Raw genomic sequence first — 23,971 nt, forward strand, 5'->3', positions numbered from 1 at the left:
GGCCGTCTTATGTAAAAGACATACTCTTTTGTATTCGATTAACTCAGTCTTTTAATACTCACCGAGGCCTCGCCATCGTCATAAAGACAGATGTGATGATACCCAGGCTGCTCGTTACTCACGCCGAAATCAGCTTGCATTGCCCATTGCCAGCAGCTTGAGGGGCACCCGAAACTATTAATGTTGTCTCTGCCTACTTGCTGCCTAAGTGGAGAGTGCACGTGCCCGTGAATAATATGGTTTATCACCTTCACGCTATCTAGCCACTCAATTAAACGTTCTGCATTCACTAAGTTATGCTTATCCATCCAGCTATTTGACGGCAAAATATGATGATGAAGGGCAAGCAAATGATGTTGATGCGTGTGAGCGCTAAGCGCGCGTTCAATACATGTGAGCTCAAGAGTGTCTATTTCTCCCTGCGCTCCTTTGGCCATTTGCTTTGGCCGAGTATCTAGGCCGTGAATACACCAGTTTCCAATGTGAAGTGGAGAATCAGCTAACAGCATGTGTGGGGCTAAATATTCGTCATAATGGGGGTTTGCGTCGTGGTTACCAGCAATGACATACCAAGGTACATCCACAAAGCGTTCCATTAAATCGAGAAAATGGGTATAGCTTGCAGGGGAATCATCGCCACTAATATCACCGGTAATTAACACCACATCAGCCACATCAGGTGACACTTTTTCCGTATTGCCGCTTTGGGCTAACTGCCTAAGAAGGCGTTCTAGCGAATGATAGGGAGAAATACCGCAATAGCCCTTTCTTGAAGTGTCTTGCAATAAATGGCAGTCGCTAAACTGTATTACTGTTTTCACGCTTCAGAGGTTACCTTTGGAGTGTGTTTTAAACAAAAATCTAACCACTCAGCCAGAAAGATGTTCACCATCTGCTTCTCGTTTCGCTGGCGCATCTTCAAATTAGGATACTCATAAGAAGGCTCCAGCGCGCCCGTATTTTGGCTATTAATCACTTCAGCCAGTCTGGCGTCGTGGTACAAACGCACTGTCATCGACGGAGTTAAGTAATCCGGCATGTCTTTTGTGGTTTGCTTGATACTTAACGAGCTGGTGTAGCGAGATGACTCAACTATTTTAATTTCGTACGCCAAATGCTTACCAATCGAGAAACGATAGCTCAAATCTTCCGTGTCGCAATCGGGCAAAATACGCAGAATGTGCGCATAGTTCACCTCGCATACTGCCTGCATGGTAGGAAGATGAGGAATGTATTTTCGTTGTGTACGATAAGTCACGGTGTTTTCCACTGCTCTAGAAGTTGAGTTTTATGCATGAAGAACCATTGTAGCGCAATTAACGCCGCAGCGTTGTCTATACGACCAGTTTCCAGCCATTCAAGTGCGGTATTTTCTTTGACTCGATGCACCTTGATATCTTCAGACTCAGTCTCTAAGCCGTGTATACCCTGTGCCTTAGTGGCATCGGTCTTCGCTATAAAAATATGTAACCTTTCTGTTGTGCCGCCCGGGCTCGATAAATAACTTAATGCTTTAGTGAGGTTATCGAGCTCTATTCCCGCTTCTTCCATCGATTCCCGATGGCAAACATTTTCTTCAGTTTCCCCTTCGTCAATCATGCCGGCAATAATTTCTATTAACCAAGGGCTTGAAGACGTTGGCAATGCCCCAATCCTCACTTGTTCAATGAGTACAAACTCTTGGGTTATTGGATCATAAGGCAGTACACCCACGGCATGACCACGCTCAAAAATCTCGCGGCTGACCAAATCGCTCCATTCGCCGTTGAAGCATTTGTGCCTAAAAATGTATCGATTCATGGTGAAAAAACCGCGGTAAACAGGGCTAACTTCGGTAATTTCAACGTCATTTGAGGTAAACGAAAGGATTTCCTTGCTCATTTGCTGACACTTATGGTTCAAATAGATTTATCATGTAGTCTACATTTGCACACCACACATGTATACGCGTGAAAAACGCGACAATTTAAATGTTTAAATAACAGAAAACTCAAGTTACAAGTCGTTTATATAAAAATAATGAGCGTGGGTAGATCACATATTCTGTTACAGTTAAAGCAATACTGTTACGAGTTTGGACTTTTGGTTTGTGGTTGAATTTTCATACACTTGGTTTTAACTAGTCGGCACTATCGGGTACAGTAGGTAGGGTGAGCCGACACAACTCGAACACTACAGGAAAACGTAAGCATGAAACGAACACTTCTATCGCTGGTAATCGGCATGTCGATAACCACGGGCGCGATCGCTGATGACCTAATGCAGGTTTATCAACAAGCACTCGCCAACGACCCGCTGGTAAACCAAGCGAAAGCGCAACGCAATGCAGCGTTCGAAGGGATAAGCATTAGCAGAGCTAATCTTCTTCCTCAAATTTCAGGCTCAGTAGCCTACAACACCTCAACGTCTGAGCGCGCTCAAACCTTAGGTTCGAACGCTGATAATTTACAAATTGTTGTGTTTGAAACCGACGTTGATAGCTACAGCTATGGGTTACAAATGTCGATGTCGCTGTATGATCATGCGAATTGGCTTGGTTTAAACCGCGCTGAGAAAGTTGCGGAACAAAGCGATGCACAGCTTGCATCCAGCATTCAAGACGTTATTGTTCGTACCGTTACCTCTTATTTTGGCGTGCTGCGCGCCAGAGACAACGTTGAATTTGTTGGTGCAGAAAAGCGCGCTATTGAGCGTCAGTTAGAGCAAACTCGCCAGCGCTTTGAAGTTGGATTAACGGCAATTACCGATGTTCACGAAGCACAGGCAAACTTTGATCGCACAGTAGCGCAGGAAATTCAGGCTAAAAACGAACTTGAATTTGCATTAGAAGCTCTTCGCGTCATCACCGGTAAATACCACGATAAGCTGTTTGGCCTAAACACAGAGAATTTCTCTGCGACTATGCCAACGCCAGCTAATGTGACGAACTGGCTAGAAACTGCTGAAGAGAAAAACCTTGCGTTGCTTGTAAATCGCTTCGCAATGGATATCGCAAAAGAAGATATTTCCATTGCTCGCTCAGGACACCTTCCAACGCTTTCGTTATCTGCGAATGCCACAAGAAGCAAAGATGAGATTGAAAACCCGGTATTGCAGTTTGAAACGCCATACCTAGACAGCCAGTCAATCAATGTGTCGCTTAACGTACCTATTTACCAGGGCTCAAGAGTAACCTCTCAGACAGACCAGGCTAAATTCAACTACGTTGCAGCTAGTCAGGCAACAGAGCAGACTTATCGTCAGACCGTACAATCAGTTCGTAGCTCGTTTAACAACGTAAAAGCGTCTATTTCGACCATACGCGCGCTAGAACAATCTGTTGTGTCTGCAGACAGTGCCTTGAAAGCTACCGAAGCAGGATTCGATGTGGGTACACGTACTGTTGTTGACGTACTCGATAGTACTCGTAACTTATTTGATGCACAGCGTAACTTGGCTGGCGCTCGCTACGACTTTGTACAGTCAGTGATTACGCTTAAACAGGCAGCGGGAACGTTAACAGCAGAAGATGTTGAAATGATTAACCGCGGCCTTAAGCCTATGGACATGTCATCAGACAGCTAAAGTACTTGTGCTTGTCGGGTTTGAAATAGTCAATCGCGGTAACAAGAGCCCCCGGTCAGCAATAGGACTGGGCGGTTAGCAAGACAATCAAGGGTAGCGATATGCTACCCTTTTTAATGCCTTAAAAAGCGCCGTGTCATTTCAAACCTAATATCAGTGCTACAAAGACGACCTAGCAATGTTAAGCCATCCTAGCAATTTTTCTTGCAACACGGGTCTCACATCATCCATGATAATGCCCGCCTTATTTTCGATGGATAGATAAAGCGACTAATATAGTGCTCCCGTGATTGGCTCGCCCAAGCTGGCTCATTGCGTAACATTGAGCGGTGAATATAAGCACTAAAACTAGCCACTAATTAACTTTAACTTTGTTTTACTTCGAGTGATTTTTAAAGATGCAAGCCTCTGTACTACAGAATAAATTTGAACGCATAAGAGCCAATAAGTGGTTCGAAATATTTGTTGTTAGCGTCATTGTGGTTTCGGCCCTTTTGGTAGGCGCTAAAACCTACGAGCTGCCCAACGGCATGGCCTCAGTCACGGTTTTTCTCGACTGGTTTATTAGTGCGTTTTTTCTTACTGAAATTACCATTCGCTTTCTTGCAGAGAAGCGAAAAATGCATTTTTTCAAAAGCTTTTGGAATTGGTTCGACACCCTAATTGTCATCATTAGCTTAATACCTGCCGATGACGCAGAGCTTGCGCTTATCGCACGTTTAGTCAGAGTATTTAGGGTGCTTAGGATGATATCCATCATTCCAGAGCTGCGTATTCTTCTTGTGTCGTTAGTTAAAGCGCTGCCCCAGCTTGGTTACGTTATGCTGCTGATGTTTATTATCTTTTATATCTATGCAGCCATCGGCAGTACCTTGTTCGAAAATATTAACCCCGTGTTGTGGGGCGATATCACCATATCCATGCTCACCTTATTTCGGATAATGACCTTCGAGGATTGGACCGATGTCATGTACGAAACCCAAGAAGTGTATCCACTAAGCTGGATATTTTACCTCACGTTTATCTTCTTCACGGCCTTCGCTTTTCTCAACATGGTCATTGGTATTGTGGTGAACGTCATGGAGCGAGAAAACGAAAAGGCCCGAGCAGAAAAACAAGCCGAGTTACTCGCCGAGCTAGAAGCACAAGGTAATGTTGAGCCAACCTTAAAAGACGTCATGGCCGAACTTAACGAGATTAAGGCACAGCTCAAACAGGGTGATAAATCGTAAAGGTTGGTTGTAAGCGGGTTATTACTTGTGATTTTCACCGTTAGCCTTACTTATTAGTAAGAGACAAAAAAGCCACGTTTATTACGTGGCTTTGTTAACTAGCGCATTTAATTATTCGTCAAGGTTAATACCAAGCTGGGCTCTTAGTGCCTTTGCGCGTTGCTTTGACGCTTCACCCTTAAACTCTCTTGCTAGCAAACGACGCTTCGCCAGTGTCGTTTTATCAAGTTCTGTAAGAAGTTCGACGTGGTTCAAGTACACCTCTTCATTGGCAATCGGTCGCGTTGCTATTTCCTCATACAAAGAAAGCGCAGCGTCATTGTCGCCTTTAGCGATGTAAATCTGGGCAAGCGTGTCTACGGCATCAGCGTTGTCACTGCGTAAGGCCACGGCTCTTTTCGCTAAGGTTTCTGCTCGAGACAAATCATTATCTTCAAACGCTAGGTAGGCAAGGTTATTCAATACCACAAAATTATCGGGGGTTTGCGCTAAAATGGCTTCATAGGTTGCAAGCGCACTTTTTCTGTCTTGCCTAATTTGGCGTTCTGCCAACAGCATACTGCTTGAAATATCATTCGCATTTTCTGCTACATGCTTTTCTAAAAGGCTAAGAGCTTGCTCGCCTTTACCTGACATTTCGTAAGACGCCACTAGCAACATGGCATTGTCAGAGTTTGGCGTGGCGTCGTAGGCAGCTTCAGCATGACTAACGGCTTGCTCTGGCGCTTTATCAATAAGGTGTAAGCGCGCAATAATTCCCCGTACAAACGGCAGCTCTTTCACACCGTCAGCGCTTGCATTGATAATATTCCACGCGGGCTTACTTTGGCCTATGCGACTGTGAAAATAGGCTTTTAACAAACTAATCTGTGCATCAGGTCGCTTTTCTAACACTCGACTTGATAACGCCAATCCTTCGGTAAACTGTCGTTGCGAGTCTAAGATTAACAACTTGCCTAATACAGCACTTTTATCCTGCGGATAGAATGACAACCATCGGTCGAAAAAGGTGTCTGCGGCTTTCACATCGTTAGCAGCAATGAGCGCCTGCCCTTTTATATTCCAAAACGCCATAGGCGTTTCTTTATTTCCTTCAACGTTAGCAAGCAGCGCTACCGTTTTTTCTATGGCGTTATTGAACGCATAAAGCCGTGCAAGTAGTAAACGCATTTCAATAAAGTTTGGCGCCTTATCAAGCTCACTCTTTACATGATTAATGACCGGCTGCACTGCTTTTTGCTCGGCGGCCAATGCGTACCACATCGTTAACGCCCTTAAATCTGCCGGATTGTCATCTATAAAAGCGCGAATAAACGCCGTTGCAGATTCATTGTCGCCTTGTGCAATAAGTAGTTGAGTGCGCGCGTAAACGAGCTGTTCTTTAGCCCCTTCCCGAGTGCTTGCATCATCAAAATAAGACGCTGCTTTAGTGAAGTCGCCTTCTACCGTTGCTATTCCACCTAAGTAAACTAGCGGAAGCGCTTCATCTGGGGATTGCTCTACCCATTTTGTTGCCGCTTCTTTTGCTTTATCTAACTGCTGGGTAGCAATGTAAGCCCGCACTAGCGTGCTTTGTGTAGTGGCCGACTCTGGCGCTTGATTTACCGCTTCTTCCAAATTAACTAGCCCAGCCACGTCATTCAGCGATAGTTGTAAAACGCCTAAACGAGCGAGGTCTTCAGCTGAGGTACTAATTTCTTGTGAGCGCTCAACCATTTGTTTCGCGCCCACCATGTTGCCGTCGATAAGTAGCTGATAGCTTGCCTTAGAAAAAAGCGCTGCGTCTGAGTTTTGCTCACCCTCAACGCGCTCTAAAATTTCTAACGCATTATCGTTTTCACCTAATTGCAGCATGCTGTCTGCCAGCATACGAAGGCCAGGATGGTTATCAGGTAAGCTAGAGGCAATCATGGTGAGGTGGCGCTGAGCTGATTCAAAATCTTGTATTTGATATGCACTGAAACCTGCTATCAAGCGCACAACCTGATCGCTTCTGCCGTTTTGCACGGCAATTTCCAAGCGCTCTAACGCTTGTGCATAGTTCCCCTTAGCAGATTCAATAATACCTTTAAACGTATTTAGCAGCGGGTGACTATCGTTAAGCGCGAGCAATTCTTCTACTACGGGCTCTGCGGTATCAAGCGCTCGCAATTCAATCAACAGTGCTGCATAGGCAAATTTGCTTGCCGTATCGTCTGGGTAGCTTTTGAGGTAGTCCCCATACACTACGGCAGCTTTCTCAGGCGCACCGCTTTGTAAATAAAGCTTCGCAAGTTGCTGCAACACGTCTTTATTGGTGGGAGCCTGTTCTCGTAATGCTTCTGTAGAAGCAATGGCAGCTTCTACATCATTGTTGAGTACAAATACGTAGCTATCGACAAGCCCTTTGTACACTGAGCTAGTATCGATAGTAGATAGGTCGGCAATTAACGCTTCTGCCTCTTCTCGTTTATTAAGCTGCAGCAACGCCTGTAGCTTATAAAAACCCACTTCGACAGACTCAACCGCCGTCATGCCCTCTGCGCGATAATCCACCTCTGAAAGGGCATTTTCTGCCCCCGACTGCTGATAGGCAACCGAAAGCAATGGAATGACTTCGCTGGCGGCATAACCAAGCTCCATGGCTTTGTTGAGTTCTTTTTCAGCTGCGACAAAATTATTGGTTTGTAGATACAGTTTACCGAGTTCGAAACGAGGAGCGGCCGCATTAGGAGATTTCTGAATTGCATTTTTATATTCGACTATGGCGGCATCTGGCTGCTGCTCGGATACATAGTTGCGGGCGTCAGCCAAATGGCTTTCCATGGATTTTTCACTGCACCCTGACAATAGAGCTGTTAGCAGAAGCACTGCTACAGAAGAGCGTTTAAATATTTTATTTGAATTGTTTTTACTCATGGTAATTCCTTGCCCTATTTCGAAAATTCTTCAAAAACTTTATTGTTTTTCTGCCGCCATCCGCAAAACTTGGTCATTATTTCAGCATTATTGTGCAATTTCATGGCAACCTGACCATTATTCGAATATAATATGTTTTTTTGCAACACTGCAGGCACACTTCAACGTTTTTCAGGCGTTACTCTCGTATGCCGCACCCTCCTTACTAATAACATCAGGACCCTTAATGACAACAACTGTCGACATGACATTTAAAGACCTAAATTTACCAGAACCTCTCTTACAAGCCATTGAAAAAGTTGGCTACGAGAAACCGTCACCTATCCAAGCTGAGAGTATTCCACTTTTGCTTGAAGGTCACGATTTACTCGGTCAGGCACAGACAGGGACAGGAAAAACCGCTGCGTTTGCCCTGCCCATGTTGGCAAATATCGATCCTGAGCAACGTAAGCCGCAATTACTGGTATTAGCCCCAACTCGTGAATTAGCTATTCAAGTTGCAGAGGCATTTCAGGTTTATGCGAGCTTTAGTCAAAAAATTAAAGTACTTCCAGTATACGGCGGTCAGTCTTACGACAACCAAATTCGTCAGCTTAAGCGCGGCGTTCAGGTTGTAGTAGGTACTCCAGGTCGTATCATTGACCATATTAAGCGCAAAACATTGGATTTAAGCGAACTTAAATTCCTTGTGCTTGACGAAGCTGATGAAATGCTTCGCATGGGCTTTATTGATGATGTAGAGCTTATTCTAAGCCATGCACCTGCCGAGCGGCAGACGGCGTTATTCTCAGCAACCATGCCTGGACCAATCAAGAAGATAACACAGCGTTATCTCAAGGATCCAAAACACGTAAAAATTGCGTCAAAAGTTAGCACCGCGAGCACCATTCGTCAGCGCTTTTGCCAAGTTGCTCCTCATCATAAACTTGAGGCGCTTACGCGTATTATGGAAGTCGAAAAATTCGACGGCATGATTATCTTTGTTCGCACCAAAACAGCCACTGTTGAATTAGCAGATAAGCTTTCAGCACGCGGTTTTGATGTAGAGCCACTGAACGGCGATATTCCACAGTCTGCCCGTGAGCGAACTGTTGATAAGCTAAAACAAGGCCAGATCGATATTTTAGTAGCCACTGATGTTGTTGCACGTGGTCTTGACGTTGAACGTGTTAGTCACGTTATTAACTACGATATTCCGTATGACAGTGAATCTTATGTTCACCGTATTGGTCGTACAGGTCGTGCTGGTCGTCAGGGTGATGCGATTCTGTTTATCTCTCACCGTGAAAAACGCTTGTTGTTCTCTATTGAGAAAACGACGAAGCAGGCTATTGAAGCAATGCCTATTCCTTCAATTAGCGAAATCAACCAGACCCGTCTTACGCGCTTTAAGCAGTCGGTAATGGAAGCAACGCAAGACGATAGCATTGAATCGTTGATGCCAATTGTTGAGATGATCAAAGAAGAAAATGAAGCTTCTCCGGAAGTGCTTCTTGCTGCAATGATCAAAATAGCTCAAGGCGATGAGCCACTGGTGCTTAAAGAATCTGATCGTCCAGACCTTAACAGCAAGCCACCTCGCGATAGTCGTGAGCGCAATGACCGTGGTGGACGTGAAAGTCGCGACAGAAAGCCAAGAGCCCCTCGTGGCAATCGCAAGCCAGATGAAGGTATGCAGCGTTTTCGCATAGAAGTAGGCCATGTACACGGTGCTAAGCCGGGTAATATTGTTGGCGCTATTGCGAACGAAGCTAACATTGACTCGAAGAACATTGGTGCTATCGAGATATATGACAACTTCAGTACGGTTGACTTGCCAGGCGGCATGCCTAAAGAAACCCATTCTACGCTTCAAGCGACAAGAGTGGCGGGGCAACGACTCAACCTTCGCGAGTGGTCGGATACACCGCCACCAAAGCGTGAGCGTGGCGACAACCGTGGTGAAAACCGCAGTCGTGATAACCGCGCACGTCGCAAGTCGTAAGATCGAAATAAAAGCAACTTCCGCCTTTATATAACGTTGTGGAATATAAAGGCTGATTTCGTTGTTTCTAATTAAAAAGAATTAGCGCAAAATAGCGTTAGTTCTTTTTTTTTATGTGCCCCTTGATGGATTACTTTCCCCTATTTTTAGATGCTCGTTCGCTAAACTGCCTTATTGTTGGTGCAGGTGAAGTGGCTGCTCGCAAACTTGAACTGATCATGAAAACGCCGGCAACCATTACCGTGGTGGCGCCGTGGGTATGCGATACGGTAAAAGCCCTTGCAAAGAGTGACAAGGTGACTTTAATAGAACGTGAATTTATCGATAGTGACCTAGCGCATAAAGACATGGTGTTTATTGCTACCGATAAACCCGATGTAAACCAATACATTCACGACCTAGGTCGCGAGCAGAAGGTACTGGTGAATGTGGTTGATAACACCCCCTTGTGCCAATTTATTACACCTTCCATCGTAGACCGTTCACCTATCATTATTGCTATGAGTAGCGGTGGCGTTGCCCCGGTCTTGTTACGCTATTTACGTCAGAAGTTAGAAACCGTTTTGCCCGCCAATCTCAGCAGACTTGGTTCATTTTCTGAGAAGTTCAGAGACAAAGTGAAACAGGCCCTAGATGGCGTCACTGCCCGTCGGTATTTCTGGGAAGATGTGCTAGATGGCGACATTGCCGAGATGGTTGAAAAAGGGCAAGACGAAAAAGCAGACAAGGCCTTTGAAATAGCCTTGCAAGCAGCCGCAGAGAATAAGGAAGTGACTGGGCAAGTGTACCTTGTGGGAGCAGGCCCTGGCGATCCGGACCTACTCACCTTTCGCGCACTGCGCTTAATGCAAAAGGCCGACGTGGTGGTTTATGACCGCTTAGTATCACCTCAGATTTTAGAACTGGTACGCAGAGACGCTGAAAAAATCTATGTGGGAAAAGCCATGAGCAATCATACCCTCCCACAAGATGACATTAATCAGTTGATGGTGGATGAAGCGAAAAAAGGCAATCGTGTTGTCAGATTAAAAGGCGGCGATCCGTTCATATTCGGGCGCGGCGGTGAAGAAATTCAAACTCTTATTGAACACGGCATTGAGTTTCAGGTAGTACCGGGTATTACCGCGGCAAGTGGCGCTTCAAGTTATGCAGGCATACCACTTACCCACCGAGATCACGCTCAGTCGGTGGTGTTTGCTACAGGTCACTTAAGAAACGGTACCATCGACTTGAATTGGTCTGCATTAGCGCACAAAAATCAAACCGCAGTATTTTACATGGGGCTAACCGGGCTACCTATTATTTGCGAAAAACTTATAAAGCATGGCTTACCTGCTACTACGCCTATCGCTTTGGTACAGCAGGCAACAACCGATGACCAACGTGTGCTTATTGGTACACTAACCGACATATGCGCTAGGCAAAAAGAAGCGCAGTTAAAGCCGCCGACGCTGGTTATTGTGGGTACCGTAGTAAACCTGCATAACGAGCTTAACTGGTTTCAACAATGATCCTAACGGGCGGCTGCTCATTTAAATAGGCTTGTATTTTCTGGCATGAACGACATACTCAGTAAACGAGAGTAATACTCTGTTTCTTGAATGTGTCGGTTATGGCGGAGCAATGACAAATTTATATGGCTTTTTATCTGTGTCTGTTTACCCCCGCGTGTTAGTCACGCTAAAGCTGCTCTTGCTGTTTGTTGCTTCGGTTACCGTCAGTGTGAAAGCCAACGCCGAGCAACTTGATTTTAGCATCACAAATAAACAAGACAGCGTGCGTTTTGACTACACATGGACAGACAGACAGCAAACTATTCACTCAATTAGCTTTGCACTTCCTCGAGAAACGATTAAACAAAACCCCACGCTGCAACCAAATTATAAGCCCAAAATAGCCCAGCGCTACGTAATGGTGGCGCTTCTAAAAGAAACCCAAAAATTAAACCCTAAAGAGGCCCGCGTTAACCTTAAGCGCCAGCAAGATGCCATCAACATTGAAGTCAAATCATCAAACCCAGAAAAAGCTGCTGAGGTACTCGATAACTTAAAAACCGTGCAGCAAACGGCGTTTGATGACTACCTTGCCGCTCACTACTTTACTCGCTTCACTACCATGTTTAATCAAAGGGCGGTTAAACCCGACCATTTGCGCTATATCAACGAATCGGTGAAGCCAATGGTGCCCGTATCTCAAGCGTTTTATGAAAAGCTAGCACCGCAATCTAATTCACGAGACTACTTTGCGCTTCTGCTCAGTTGGATCCAAAGTATTCCTTATAACGCCATGGACGACAGAGTGGCCAGTAATGGTTCAGGCTTTGCGCCCCCCATCGGTTTATTGATGCAAAACCAAGGCGATTGCGACAGCAAAGCTGTGCTGGCATCGTCTATGGTAAGAGCATTTTTACCCACAACGAAAATGATCATGGTGCTTTTGCCTGAACATGCTCTTCTTGGCGTGGCACTGACTCCCATGGCTGATGACGAAACCATTGAGTTTGAGGGAAAAGAATATGTGCTTTACGACCCCACAGGACCCGCGCAGATCCCTTTTGGTGAAGTGTCTGACAGCACTAAACAGTTTATTGATACCGGCCGATTTCAAATAGAATTAGTGGAATAGCGCATCGGTATTTCCGGTGCGCTCTTTAGCTATAAGTAAAGGTTTAGACAAGGTGACGGGCACGCTTGTCTCTAAGAAGCCTGGCAATGTAAGCAGACTGGTATAATACTACAAGTTCTCTTCCGCAAAGCTTGCAAGGCGGCTTCGTACCACACCATCAAGGTTAATGGTGGCGCTACCTGAGAAGTCTTTAAATTTTTCGACTAAATAAGTTAAGCCTGACGTCACAGCGCTAAGGTAGTTACTGTCTATTTGCGCAAGGTTGCCACCTACAATCAGTTTTGTACCCTCACCACAACGGGTAATAATGGTTTTAAGCTGCGATGCCGTTAAGTTTTGCGATTCATCTAGAATAACGATGGCGTTTTGAATACTGCGACCACGCATAAAGTTCACCGATTTATACTGAATATTCGCCTTCTCCATAATGTAATTCATAGAGCCTTTCGTATTTTCATCATGCTTGTGCAGCACTTCTAATGAATCGGTAATAGCGGCTAGCCAAGGCAGCATTTTCTCTTCTTCCGTTCCCGGTAAAAACCCAATCGATTCGGCAATTTCAGGGGTACTGCGAGTGACAATAATCTTGTCATACATGTTGCGCTCAACCACCATTTCAAGGGCGGCAGCCAGGGCTAAAAGGGTTTTACCACTGCCCGCAGGCCCGGTGAGAATACACATATCAATATGAGGGTCTAGCAAGGCATGCAGCGCCATACCCTGACCTATATTCTTCGGCGTTATGCCCCATGCATTACGGCTCATCAAGCGTTCGTAACCAAGGTCGAGTACCTCTAAATGATCATCAGAGATCTCTTCTACAAGGCCAGCAAACTCTTTACTGTCATCAAGAAGGAATTCATTAATATAAGCTTCTGGCAGTATCGACTTTGGCACGGTGTGAATGGTGTCCCGCCCCTCGGTTCGGCTATCCACACTTTTTACGTTATCCCAAAAATTACCTTCAAAGGCGTGAAAGCCTCGAGACAAGTACTTAATATCAGTAATAAGTTGATCGGTGCGATAGTCTTCAACATGCGCTAAACCGGCCCCTTTCGCCTTTAAGCGCATATTCAAATCTTTTGTCACTAACACCACTTTTTGCGGTGCGTAAGCCTTTTGAATATGAAGGGCAACGTTAATAATGCGATTGTCGTTTTCGTTGCTCGTGAAAACCTGCTGCGCTTCAGCCATATTCAAATCGGCAAATATCGATAGCTTTCCAGTAGGTGCGGTATCGCCCGCTCCTAGCCCCTCCATTGAAACACCCACAAGCATTTCTTCAGGCGTGGCCTCATGCAGCAAGTCTTCCATTGAACGAATGGAGACACGTGCGTCCCGTGCAACGTCTTTTTTACTGTCTTTGATGTAATCGAGTTCTTCAAGAACCGTCATAGGAATAACAACATCGTGTTCTTTAAAGGAAAGAAAAGCGTGGGGTTCGTGGAGCAAAATGTTGGTATCGAGGACGTATATTTTCGTTTCGGTAGAGTTTCTTCTTGGCATCCTTTACTCCGTAAAATAAAGCCAAGCTAGCCGTCAATTGGTAATGGCTAGCGAGCTACAGCTGGGCAACTACAGGGATGCCGCTCGAAACAGGACATCTCCCCTACTCGCGTCGACTGAGAAGCAGCAATAACCCACTGCTTCAAGCGTTTGATAACGATTTCCTAAACGCTAATTCCACCATAATCCAGAAATACAGATTTCGCACTGTTTTTATCGTTTTATTTTTTCAAAGAGTGCGACCAAGCACCCCACACTTTCTCGGAGAATCTCTGCCCTCGCAACGCATAGTAAATTGAAAGCGTTGCTGCTCATTAACAAGTGCCATTCTTGCTGAATAAACAGAAAAGTGTGCCAAATAAGCTAGTATTAATGACTTATTAGCATGCAATGCGTACAATACCGCCCCCGCAAAAAGGTGAGTGATTTATGAGTTCAGACAGTCAATTTTCTATTGGTCAGCGTTGGTTAAGCAATACAGAAACCGAATTGGGATTAGGCGCCATTGTTGGCATTGATTTCCGTTCAGTTGAGGTGCTGTATCCTGCCACTGGCGAAGCGCGTATCTATACAAAAACAGAAGCGCCGCTAACGCGACTCACCTTTGAAATTGGCGACACCGTAAAAAGCCAAGACGGCTGGGAAATGACGGTGACTGAATCAGAAGAAAGCCAAGGGGTGTTCATCTATCACGGTCTACGGGAAGATACGAAGGCGCAGGCAAGACTACCTGAAACAATGCTAGACCATCACATTCGCTTGAACCAACCTGAAAAGCGTTTGTTTAGCCAACAGCTCGACCACCCTAAATGGTTTGATTTGCGAGAAAGCGCGTTGCGCTATCATTACGAGTATCAGCGCTCTAATACGATTGGCGTTGCCGGGGCACGAATTTCACTTATTCCCCACCAATTGCACATTGCTTCTGAAGTAGGTGGCCGCCACGCACCGCGGGTACTTCTTGCCGATGAAGTTGGTTTGGGAAAAACCATTGAAGCAGCGCTAATCATTCACCAACAGATAAAGACTGGCCGAGCGTCTCGCATTCTCATTTTAGTTCCAGATTCACTCATGCATCAGTGGTTGGTAGAAATGCTGCGTCGCGTTAACCTGCCTTTTGCTATTTTCGATGAGAGCCGCTGCGAAGCGCTGGACGAAGAAGATATAAACCCGTTTGACAGTGAGCAGCTAGTTCTGTGCAGCATCGATTTCTTAAGCAGCAGTGAAAAACGACAGCAGCAGGTTCAGGCCGCAGATTGGGATTTAATGGTAGTGGATGAAGCACATCACCTGTCTTGGTCGCAAGAAGCGCCGTCGCAAGAATACCTCTGTGTTGAGGGGCTTGCCCAAAACACGCCTGGGGTGTTACTCCTAACGGCAACCCCCGATCAGTTAGGTCACGAAAGTCACTTTGCTCGCCTGCGTTTACTCGACCCGGCACGCTTTCACAGTTACGAAGAGTTTCTAACCGAAGAATCGCAATACAGTCAGCTTGCCGATGCGGTTGCTCCATTATTGTCAGACGCAGAACCGAACGAAAAACAGCGCGCTACCCTTTGCAACTTTGCACCTGACGTTATGGAACACGCTGGCGACCTCACCAGCTCTAAAAATAGACACGAACTTTTACACCAACTCATAGACTGCCACGGTACAGGCCGTATGCTGTTTAGAAACCGTCGCGCCAATATTGAAGGCTTCCCCGAGCGCAAACTGTCTGCCTACGAGCTTGCCATGCCACAAGAGTATGAAGCGGCCGTGAACAGCGACGACTTGCTCAACGCGCTTTATCCTGAACGTGTGCCAAGCGTGGTAAACAGTTGGACTAAACTAGACCCCCGCGTTAGCTGGCTGGTCGATTTCATGCAAGACGTTAAACCAGAGAAAATATTGCTTATTTGCGCCAGCGCCCGCACGGCGCAAGAACTCGGTGAAGTTATCCGCACGCAAACGGGCATTAGACACAGTGTGTTTCACGAGGGCATGAGTATTGTTGAGCGCGACAAAGCCGCTCATTATTTTGCTGATGAAGAAGATGGCGCACAAATTTTGCTGTGTAGTGAAATAGGCAGTGAAGGGCGTAACTTCCAGTTTGCCCACCACTTAGTGCTGTTTGATTTACCTATTACTCCTGATTTATTAGAGCAGCGTATTGGTCGCTTAGACCGAATAGGTCAAACGCAAACTGTGAACATTCACGTTCCCTATCTTGCCAAAAGCGCACAGCATGTATTGCTCGACTGGTATCACGAAGGCTTGAACGCCTTTGAAAAGACCTGTCCCACGGGGTCTGGCGTTTTTGAAGACGTTAAGCCATTGTTGATGAGTGCGTGCTTGAACCCCAGCGATATGACGGCAAGAGACGAACTGATTAACTTAAGTGTTAAACTGAACAGTCAGCTAGTTGCTCAGCTAGAAGCAGGTAGAGACCGTTTGCTTGAGCTTAATGCCTCGGGTGAAGGCCGGGTTGAAGCGCTATTAGAGGACATTATTACCCTTGATAGTGAACAAGACCTATCCCGCTTTATGGGCCGTGTTTTTGATGCCATTGGTGTTCAGCAGGATGAGAAAGGCAACGACTGCTTTATTCTTATGCCAACAGAGCAAATGGTGAGTCAGCTACCTGGGCTAGATCCTGAGGGAATGACGGTAACCTACAAGCGCCGCGTAGCGACGACGTTAGAAAATGTGCAGTTTTTAAGTTGGGACCACCCTCTTGTTCACACCGCAATTGACGTTGTCCTTACTGATGTACACGGTAAAAGCAGCATGGGCTTTATTGCCGACCCAGATTTACCTAAGGGTGCTTATTGGATAGAAGCATTATTTGTGCTTCATGCTCAAGCACCGAAAGCCCTTCAGCTAGGCCGTTTTCTACCGCAAACGCCAGTACGCATATGCCTTGACGCCCAAGGTAACCCTGTGGATTTAAGCTTCGATGTAAAACGAAAAGTAGGGCGAAAAATATCGTCACAATTGCTAAAAGCATTACAGCAGCCCCTTAGCATTGCGATAGAAAATACGCGCAAGCTTGCACACCAGGCCGCGAACCAAAAGCTACACGACACGCTTAACACTATGCACACCACGCTTAACAGTGAAATACAGCGATTAAAAGACTTACAGAAGCGCAACCCTGCCGTACGCGACAGTGAGATTGTGTTTATTGAGCAGCAAATGAGTGCGCTAGACAAAGTTATTCAAGGTGCCGATGTGCAGTTTGATGCCATTCGTATCATAGTGAATAATCCCTAATGGCCAATCCACCGTTTGTTTACAACCCGCCTTATACGCCGTATCTCAACTTCCTGTACCGAGATGACTTTATGGTGGTTGCCCTTAAGCCAAGCGGGTTGTTGAGTGTACCTGGCAGAATAGAAGCACATAAAGATGCGCTTATTACCCGCGTTAACAAAGTGTTGCCTACCGCTACTGTGGTACACAGGTTAGATATGGCGACATCTGGCATTATGGTGATGGCGCTGACTAAATTTAGTCATCGCGCCATCAGCAAGCAGTTCGAGCTTAGAGAAACGAAAAAGCGCTATTTCGCCAGGGTATACGGCCATGTTGACGCCGACAGCGGAGAGATAGATTTACCGCTTATCGTCGATTACCCCAACCGACCAAAGCAAATGGTTGACCACGAACGGGGAAAGCCATCGGTAACACACTTTGATGTGATAACCCGTGCATATGATAGCGAAAACAGGCCTTACTCTCTGGTTGCGCTACGCCCCATTACCGGGCGTTCTCATCAGCTACGCGTGCACATGCTCTCACTCGGCCACCCCATTTTAGGTGATAGGCTGTATGCTCACGACGCCGCATTAGCCATGGCCACCCGCCTGCAGCTGCACGCCGAAAGCTTGAGTTTAAAACACCCAAAATCGAACAACTGGCTCAACTTTCAAAGCACTATTCCATTTAGTGACTACAAGCCAACGCCATTAACCACGTTTTCATCGGTAAAGCTTTTCGGGTAGAAGGCTTGTCAGGTAAGAAGCTTTTTAGGAAGTAGGCTTTGTAGATAGATAACGTATCCAAAAGAGGCTTACTGAGTAAACGAGACGATAAACTTGCTGGTTAAAATACGCTTTGGTATTTAGATTTTTATGATTTTGCCGATACATTGCTATCTAACTACTATTGTGAGCCGAAAGGTTTTTTGAAACATGCGTAAATGTATTGCCTCCATACTGTGCCTGCTTGCACTGGGCTTTTCGCCTAAAGCGGCCTTTGGCGATTACTTTACCGATATCAGTCACGGGTTTGCGCTGGGCGAAGTTCAAGAGCTTTTGGTGGGCGAACGCGTAGTACCTATTATCGAAGTTGAACCTCAAACCCCGTTATCACAAGGGGTTGCCGTTATACTGGTTGAGCCTTTTCTCTCCAGCTTTTCACTCTCTCAAAGCAAGGAGCTTGCGGGTTATCTCTCAGCGAAAGGATGGCGCGTTGTTATAAGCCCTTTTAACCTCAATATGATGCCAACAGAATCTGGCATAGAATCAGCCTACACTTCTGGGCAAGGGGCTGATACTCAGGCGGCAGCAGATCCATCGGCAGAGGAACAAGCGCCGGGCAGTAGCGGACAAGGTAATAGCGTTATTCATCCGCGAAGTACAAACCTCACTCAATACTTTGATTTTGAACAAACATCAGACAAGTTAACTGAGCAGCTTATTGCCTTAAACAACCGTTTGCAAAACGTGCAAGGCTATCGGCTAGTGGTTGCGCAAGGTATGCTGGCTGCTACATTTTTGGACGCCACCAGCAATAATTTGGCATTTGAGCCAGATAGCTTAGTCACGATTTCCCCCTATTGGCCAGAGGCCGATGTGAATAAAAGTATTAGCGACTTAGTGGCTAATTCTTCGTTTCCCGTACTCGACCTTTCTATAGACGGATTGAGCGATTGGGAAAATAGTACGGTTGTGATGCGCCGAAATCGCGCCAAAACCAGTTTAAAACTGCATTACCGACAGGTGCTACTCCCCTCCTCAAATTCAGTCTTTAGTCTAAACCAAAATCAGAAAACCCCGTATATACAACTAGTTGCAAATAACACCATTGGATGGACTCGTTATTTGGGCTGGTAATTTTCAGAATCTACTATTAGTCTAAAAAAATCCGCATATCAGTTACATATCGATAACATCGTAAAAAATAACTCCTAACCTAGAGCAGTAGTAATGTAATGGACTATAATACGCTGAGTAGTAAAAAAACGGTTGGGGCATTATGACTGTCAAAGATTTTGTTGATACCAAGTCAAAACAACTGTGTTTTTACCTAAATGCTTTTTGGAATGAAGGCTTACCGGTTGAAGAGATCGAACTCTTTTTTTGGGACTGCATGGAAGAATGGGGTCAGGTCAATTGCACACTTACGCAGCCTTACACGCAAAAAGAACGAGTATTCTGGCATGTGCTGCACCAAATTCACTATTGGAACGAAGAAAAACTAAAAGACGACACTATTTTAGTTGATGAGTTACGCACCTGTGTCAAATTTCTCGAGGACGCAGGCACGTGTCCCATAGACTGTGTAGGCATAAGGCCCTAGCAAGGCCTTCCCTCCTGTAATTCTTTTAGTTCTGTAAAAAGCCTGCACACATCAATCACAAAACTATTTCGACCGTACTGCTCAACATCTTCTCTTCCATAAGCACATGCACATTTTTAAAAAATCCATGTCGAAATAAGGCACCTGCAAACACCACTCATATGTTGCCATTTCATTGATTACATGGCTCAATACCAAGCCTTGGAGCATCACTAGGCAGTATTTTGTTAAGCGCGATAAAAACATATAAAGACAAACGCTTTTTGAGTATTTTCTGTTTCGGGATAGCCAGTGGCTTTCCTTGGATAATGATTGGCTCAGTGCTGTCTGCCTGGTTGAAAGATGACGGGTTATCACGCTCAGCAATCGGCTTGTTTGGCATTATCTTCGCCACCTATTCAATCAATTTTCTTTGGTCTCCGTTGGTGGATAAAGTAAAGCCACCGAGATTAGGTCAGCGCAAGGGATGGATTTTTTCCATGCAAATAGGCATCGTCTTGTGCTGCCTTGCGATGTCTCAACTAACCACAACGTCTCACCTTTTCTATATTGCATTAGTCGGTTTACTCACCGCTATTTTCTCTGCTACGCAAGACATAGCCATTGATGGTTTTCGCATAGACTGTATTGCTGAAAACGATAAAGACGGGATGTCAGCTGCGTCTTCGGTAGCAACCGCAGGTTGGTGGACAGGCTATGGGGGCTTAGGTGCTATTCCTTTCTTTCTCGCCGACCTTACCGATTGGAGCTGGGCGAATATCTATCTATTGCTGGGCGTATTAATGGCCCTACTTACTATAGCCACGTTACTTGCCAAAGAGCCGGATATCGACAGAAGTGCGCTGTTTGACCGCATAGATTCTGAGGGCACTGGCACTGGCGATGCTAATGCTAACGCCAGCACTAAAGACAAGATTTCACGCTGGTTAAAGAGCACGTTAGTAAGCCCATTTTCTGAGTTTTTTGCGCGAAACGGAGTGAAGCTTGCGCTTTCCTTCTTGTTGTTTATTTTTCTATTTAAAATAGGCGAAGCATTTCTCGGGCGCATGAGCATTGTCTTTTATAAAGAAATTGGCTTTACCAACAGTGATATTGCTACCTACTCAAAGCTGCTGAATTGGTGGGTAACTATTGTATTTTCGCTGTTGGGGGGAATTGTAAACATACGCTATGGCATTTATCGCGGCTTAATGGTAGCGGGCATCGCTATGGCGGCGTCTAACCTTTTATTTGCAGTAATAGCACAAACAGGGCCTTCTACTTCTTTACTGGCCTTTACCGTGGTTGTAGACGGTTTTACAGGCGCTTGGAGCACGGTAGCCATGGTTGCGTTCATATCGCTACTGTGTAACCGCGCCTTTAGCGCCACACAATATGCGCTAATGGCATCTTTAAGTGTGGCAGGAAGGACATTTGTCGCCTCTAGTAGCGGAATTGTTGTGGATAGTTTGAATGGAAATTGGAGTCTTTTCTTCATACTCACTGCGGTGATGGTAATACCAAGCCTAGTGTTCCTCTACAGCATTCGCGAGCACATTAAAAACGTGCAGAATCCGCTAGCGCCGAAAACGTAAAGCTTCTACTAACAAGGCGAATGCTAGCACGACAGATACTGACACAATAGATACGAACATTGTCGATATAACCGATACCGCACACGTTATGCAGAGTCAGGCCTACGCTGCATTTTCAGCTAGAGTTCTGGCTAGGCCTCTGGCTGCGACTCTAGCTAAGACTCAACTGCGTGAACGCAATACTGGTTACGTCCGCTTTCTTTCGCGCGATAAAGTGCTTGGTCGGCCTGCTCTAGCCATACCATAGGACTTTTCACATTCTGCTCAAATTGTGCAAGGCCTAAGCTCACGGTGAATGTAATGGTTTGCCCATCGTGCTCCACTTCAAGACGCTCGGCTAGGGCTCGTATTCTCTCGGCAACATGAGTAGCACTTTCTAAAGTGGAATCGGTAAGTATAATGGCAAATTCTTCGCCGCCGTAACGCCCTGCCAGGTCAGTTTCCCTTACGCAACGCTTGATAAGCGCGGCCAGCATCTTAATAACCTTATCACCCGCTTGGTGACCATAGGTATCGTTGACCCGTTTGAAATGGTCGATATCTAACATCATTGCGGTACTGGGTTTGTTTCTGCGTTTTGAGAGCTTATAAAGCTCTTCAAACCGCTCTTGCCAATAACGTCTATTGTACAACCCGGTTAAACCATCTACCCGACTTGTAATTTTAAGCTCTTCATTGAGCTTTGCCATGCCTCGTTTACCAAGAGCTTGCTCTGTCACGTCGTAAACCAAAATACAGAACTTTTCTACACTGCCGTTATCGCCAACAAGGGGAAACATAGTGACGTTTTGATACATGTGCGACGCCGCACTTGTTACTGGCCTGCTACAACCGAACTTAAATAAATACGGGCGCTGTTCCCAAATAATAAATACGGGGCTTTTAAGACTGAAGACCGGATCTACTTTTGCCGTTAGCCACTGCTTATCTATTTCAGGAAAGTGTTCAAATAATGAGGTGCCCAACAGCGACGATTCTCGTTTGCCGCTGTGGTTTGCCATAAATTTATTCCACACTTCAACTTCGAATTGCTTGTTGAGAATAACAATACCCACTTCGATAGAGTCTAGTAGTTCATCAACAACATTAGGCGTGGAAGAAAGAGTCACACTGCTATGCATCGCTATTGACGCTCCCTGTCGGTGTTCATTAATCGCGCATAAATTTGATTCATTGCATCACCGGGAAACAGCAATAATAAATCAAAAGAAATATCCTTGGCTTTTATGGCATAGCCAATTTCAACGGCCATGACTTTGCCCCATTGATGCACATTGTCACTTAAAAGCGTAGAGAGGCCTTGGTGCTGTCCTAGCAACACGGGATGAGTGTGACTAAATGCCACTGCCAACTGTTCTGACAAACCGTTTAAACAGGCACCAATAAGAATATTTGACACATCCATGAGTGCCTCAAGCTCTAGGTTTTCAGATGATGCAGAGGGAGCGTACTTCAGTAATTCAACGATATTCTGCGACTTCGTGTCGTTAAATATCACCAAGGCTTCACCACTTATTCCCTCGCTAACAAACCCTTTGGACACAGCAGAAACGCGATCGCTTCGGTTAATATCTGCAACGGCCATAGAGAGTTCGTTGCTCTCTATTAAGTTAACATTGGGAATAGGTAAATCAATAAATTCACCAAGCAGCTTAGCAAGGTCTTCACCTGCTCGTCCCATGGCAACGTTCACCATCTCGCGATAGGCGTCTAATTTCTCTTCTTCAGTAACTACCGCTTCGCTTTTCGCTGTCGCACTTGCTTTCTCGGTATTATTTTGGCTTGCGCGACCTGTGGCAAGGCTGTCGCCGCTATAAATACCGTAGGAGGTAAGAATGTGCATAAGCTTAGCGTTATCAATGGGCTTACGGATAAAATCGATAGCGCCCAAAGCCAACATTCGCTCTCGTGCTTTTTCTTGAACATCCCCTGACACCACAATGACCAAACAAGGTAGATCTTCTTTGCGAATGATCTCCATCGTCTCGTAACCGTCCATCACCGGCATATTCAAATCTAAAAAAAGCACATCGCCTTTTCCCTCTCGAATTTGGGTTAAGGCATCTTGTCCATGTTCGGCAAACGACACCTCTACATCCCAACTGTCGGGAATACTGCGGGCCATCTGACGCCTTGCGAAACCGGAGTCGTCGCAAATCAATATGGGAGTACTCATTGTATCTCCTCAGATAGCGACGGGGGCTTTTATGTGCGGATGAGATTGATAGTTTTTAAGTTCAAAGTCTTCGTATTTGAATCCAAAAATATCCTTAACGTCTGGATTGATTGCCATAGTAGGCCGTTCAAACGGTTCGCGACTTAACTGCAATTCCACCTGCTCTAGGTGGTTTGAATAAAGGTGCGCATCGCCTAATGTATGAATGAAATCACCAGGCTCTAGGTCACACACTTGTGCAATCATCATCGTTAACAACGCATAGCTTGCAATGTTAAACGGCACGCCAAGAAAGATATCGCCACTGCGCTGATACAGCTGACAGCTTAGCTTGCCATCAAGTACATAAAACTGAAACATAGTGTGACAAGGCGGAAGCGCCTGTTTGCCCATTTCGGCATTTTCTTTTGGCGAATACTGCGTATCAGGCAGAGCGGCTGGGTTCCAACCACTTACAATAAGACGTCTTGAGTCGGGGTTATGTTTAATTTGTTCGACCACATCGGCAATTTGGTCGATAGATGTGCCATCACCACAATCCCAGCTTCGCCATTGCTTGCCGTATACCGGTCCAAGCTCGCCCTCATCCGTTGCCCACTCATCCCATATGCGAACGCCGTGTTCTTTGAGGTAGGCAATATTGGTTTCGCCTTTAAGGAACCACAACAATTCGTGAATAATAGACTTTAAATGACACTTTTTGGTCGTTACAAGAGGAAAGCCCTCTTGTAAATTAAAACGCATTTGATAACCAAAAACGCTGAGCGTTCCCGTGCCTGTGCGGTCTTCCTTTTTCACACCTGTATCGCGTACATGGCGCATGAGAGCGAGATATTCTTTCATCGTT

At 45.6% G+C, this 23,971-nt stretch carries 18 protein-coding genes; 10 read left to right on the forward strand and 8 right to left on the reverse strand.

Features of this window, described 5'->3' with window-relative positions:
* Positions 1-38: 38 nt before the first annotated feature.
* The 3 genes from JV36_RS0106695 to nudF are packed head-to-tail and all read right to left on the reverse strand — an operon-like array spanning position 39 to position 1,881.
* The gene (locus tag JV36_RS0106695) at positions 39-821 is read right to left on the reverse strand and encodes a metallophosphoesterase (protein WP_032095678.1); all 783 of its coding nucleotides are present in this window, start codon (positions 819-821) and stop codon (positions 39-41) included.
* A complete protein-coding gene (locus tag JV36_RS0106700) occupies positions 818-1,213 on the reverse strand; it encodes a DUF1249 domain-containing protein (RefSeq protein ID WP_152561526.1) in 396 nt (131 codons plus the stop codon). The genes JV36_RS0106695 and JV36_RS0106700 overlap by 4 nt, the downstream gene beginning before the upstream one ends.
* Before the next feature lie 41 nt (positions 1,214-1,254).
* A complete protein-coding gene (gene nudF / locus JV36_RS0106705) occupies positions 1,255-1,881 on the reverse strand; it encodes an ADP-ribose diphosphatase (RefSeq protein ID WP_032095676.1) in 627 nt (208 codons plus the stop codon).
* 309 nt (positions 1,882-2,190) lie between these two features.
* Here nudF and tolC point away from each other — a divergent pair, with 309 nt between their 5' ends.
* Both tolC and JV36_RS0106715 read left to right on the forward strand, forming a co-directional pair.
* Positions 2,191-3,564: an outer membrane channel protein TolC gene (gene tolC / locus JV36_RS0106710; protein ID WP_032095675.1), complete on the forward strand. Its 1,374-nt coding sequence runs from the start codon at positions 2,191-2,193 to the stop codon at positions 3,562-3,564.
* Between the two features lie 398 nt (positions 3,565-3,962).
* Positions 3,963-4,796 (forward strand): ion transporter, encoded by an 834-nt coding sequence (locus tag JV36_RS0106715; protein WP_032095674.1) that lies wholly within the window; start codon positions 3,963-3,965, stop codon positions 4,794-4,796.
* 111 nt (positions 4,797-4,907) lie between these two features.
* Here JV36_RS0106715 and prsT read toward each other — a convergent pair whose 3' ends face one another.
* Positions 4,908-7,694, reverse strand: coding sequence for an XrtA/PEP-CTERM system TPR-repeat protein PrsT (gene prsT, locus JV36_RS0106720; protein ID WP_032095673.1), 2,787 nt, complete (start codon positions 7,692-7,694; stop codon positions 4,908-4,910).
* A 226-nt stretch (positions 7,695-7,920) separates the two neighbouring features.
* Between prsT and JV36_RS0106725 the strand changes: the two genes are divergently transcribed.
* The 3 genes from JV36_RS0106725 (at position 7,921) to JV36_RS0106735 (ending at position 12,303) form a co-directional block, all read left to right on the forward strand.
* A complete protein-coding gene (locus tag JV36_RS0106725; RefSeq protein WP_032095672.1) occupies positions 7,921-9,678 on the forward strand; it encodes a DEAD/DEAH box helicase in 1,758 nt (585 codons plus the stop codon).
* A gap of 125 nt (positions 9,679-9,803) precedes the next feature.
* Positions 9,804-11,189 carry a siroheme synthase CysG gene (gene cysG / locus JV36_RS0106730; protein WP_032095671.1) on the forward strand — a complete coding sequence of 462 codons (1,386 nt, stop codon included), beginning with the start codon at positions 9,804-9,806 and terminating at the stop codon, positions 11,187-11,189.
* A 112-nt stretch (positions 11,190-11,301) separates the two neighbouring features.
* Positions 11,302-12,303: a hypothetical protein gene (locus tag JV36_RS0106735; RefSeq protein ID WP_152561525.1), complete on the forward strand. Its 1,002-nt coding sequence runs from the start codon at positions 11,302-11,304 to the stop codon at positions 12,301-12,303.
* 108 nt (positions 12,304-12,411) lie between these two features.
* Here the strand turns inward: JV36_RS0106735 and JV36_RS0106740 are convergent, their stop codons facing one another.
* Positions 12,412-13,809: a PhoH family protein gene (locus tag JV36_RS0106740; RefSeq protein ID WP_032095670.1), complete on the reverse strand. Its 1,398-nt coding sequence runs from the start codon at positions 13,807-13,809 to the stop codon at positions 12,412-12,414.
* Between the two features lie 429 nt (positions 13,810-14,238).
* On the opposite strand from JV36_RS0106740, the gene rapA reads away from it, so the two are divergent.
* From rapA to JV36_RS0106765, 5 genes are all read left to right on the forward strand, one after another.
* The gene (gene rapA / locus JV36_RS0106745) at positions 14,239-17,064 is read left to right on the forward strand and encodes an RNA polymerase-associated protein RapA (RefSeq protein ID WP_032095669.1); all 2,826 of its coding nucleotides are present in this window, start codon (positions 14,239-14,241) and stop codon (positions 17,062-17,064) included.
* Complete coding sequence (locus JV36_RS0106750; RefSeq protein WP_032095668.1) at positions 17,064-17,795, forward strand: pseudouridine synthase; 732 nt, start codon at positions 17,064-17,066, stop codon at positions 17,793-17,795. The genes rapA and JV36_RS0106750 overlap by 1 nt, the downstream gene beginning before the upstream one ends.
* 189 nt (positions 17,796-17,984) lie before the next feature.
* Entirely contained in the window at positions 17,985-18,908 is a 924-nt protein-coding gene (locus tag JV36_RS0106755) for a DUF3530 family protein (protein WP_032095667.1), read from the forward strand.
* Between the two features lie 142 nt (positions 18,909-19,050).
* Positions 19,051-19,374: a hypothetical protein gene (locus JV36_RS0106760; protein ID WP_032095666.1), complete on the forward strand. Its 324-nt coding sequence runs from the start codon at positions 19,051-19,053 to the stop codon at positions 19,372-19,374.
* Positions 19,375-19,598: 224 nt separating this feature from the next.
* The gene (locus tag JV36_RS0106765) at positions 19,599-20,948 is read left to right on the forward strand and encodes an AmpG family muropeptide MFS transporter (RefSeq protein ID WP_032139768.1); all 1,350 of its coding nucleotides are present in this window, start codon (positions 19,599-19,601) and stop codon (positions 20,946-20,948) included.
* A gap of 155 nt (positions 20,949-21,103) precedes the next feature.
* Here JV36_RS0106765 and JV36_RS0106770 read toward each other — a convergent pair whose 3' ends face one another.
* From JV36_RS0106770 to JV36_RS0106780, 3 genes are read right to left on the reverse strand one after another with little or no spacing between them, the layout of a single operon-like run.
* Positions 21,104-22,069 carry a sensor domain-containing diguanylate cyclase gene (locus JV36_RS0106770; RefSeq protein WP_052010129.1) on the reverse strand — a complete coding sequence of 322 codons (966 nt, stop codon included), beginning with the start codon at positions 22,067-22,069 and terminating at the stop codon, positions 21,104-21,106.
* A 2-nt stretch (positions 22,070-22,071) separates the two neighbouring features.
* Positions 22,072-23,124 carry a response regulator gene (locus tag JV36_RS0106775; RefSeq protein ID WP_032095663.1) on the reverse strand — a complete coding sequence of 351 codons (1,053 nt, stop codon included), beginning with the start codon at positions 23,122-23,124 and terminating at the stop codon, positions 22,072-22,074.
* A 9-nt stretch (positions 23,125-23,133) separates the two neighbouring features.
* Entirely contained in the window at positions 23,134-23,967 is an 834-nt protein-coding gene (locus JV36_RS0106780; protein WP_032095662.1) for a thymidylate synthase, read from the reverse strand.
* Positions 23,968-23,971: the final 4 nt, after the last annotated feature.

It is taken from the genome of Alteromonas sp. LOR (assembly GCF_000753865.1).
Lineage (GTDB): Bacteria > Pseudomonadota > Gammaproteobacteria > Enterobacterales > Alteromonadaceae > Alteromonas.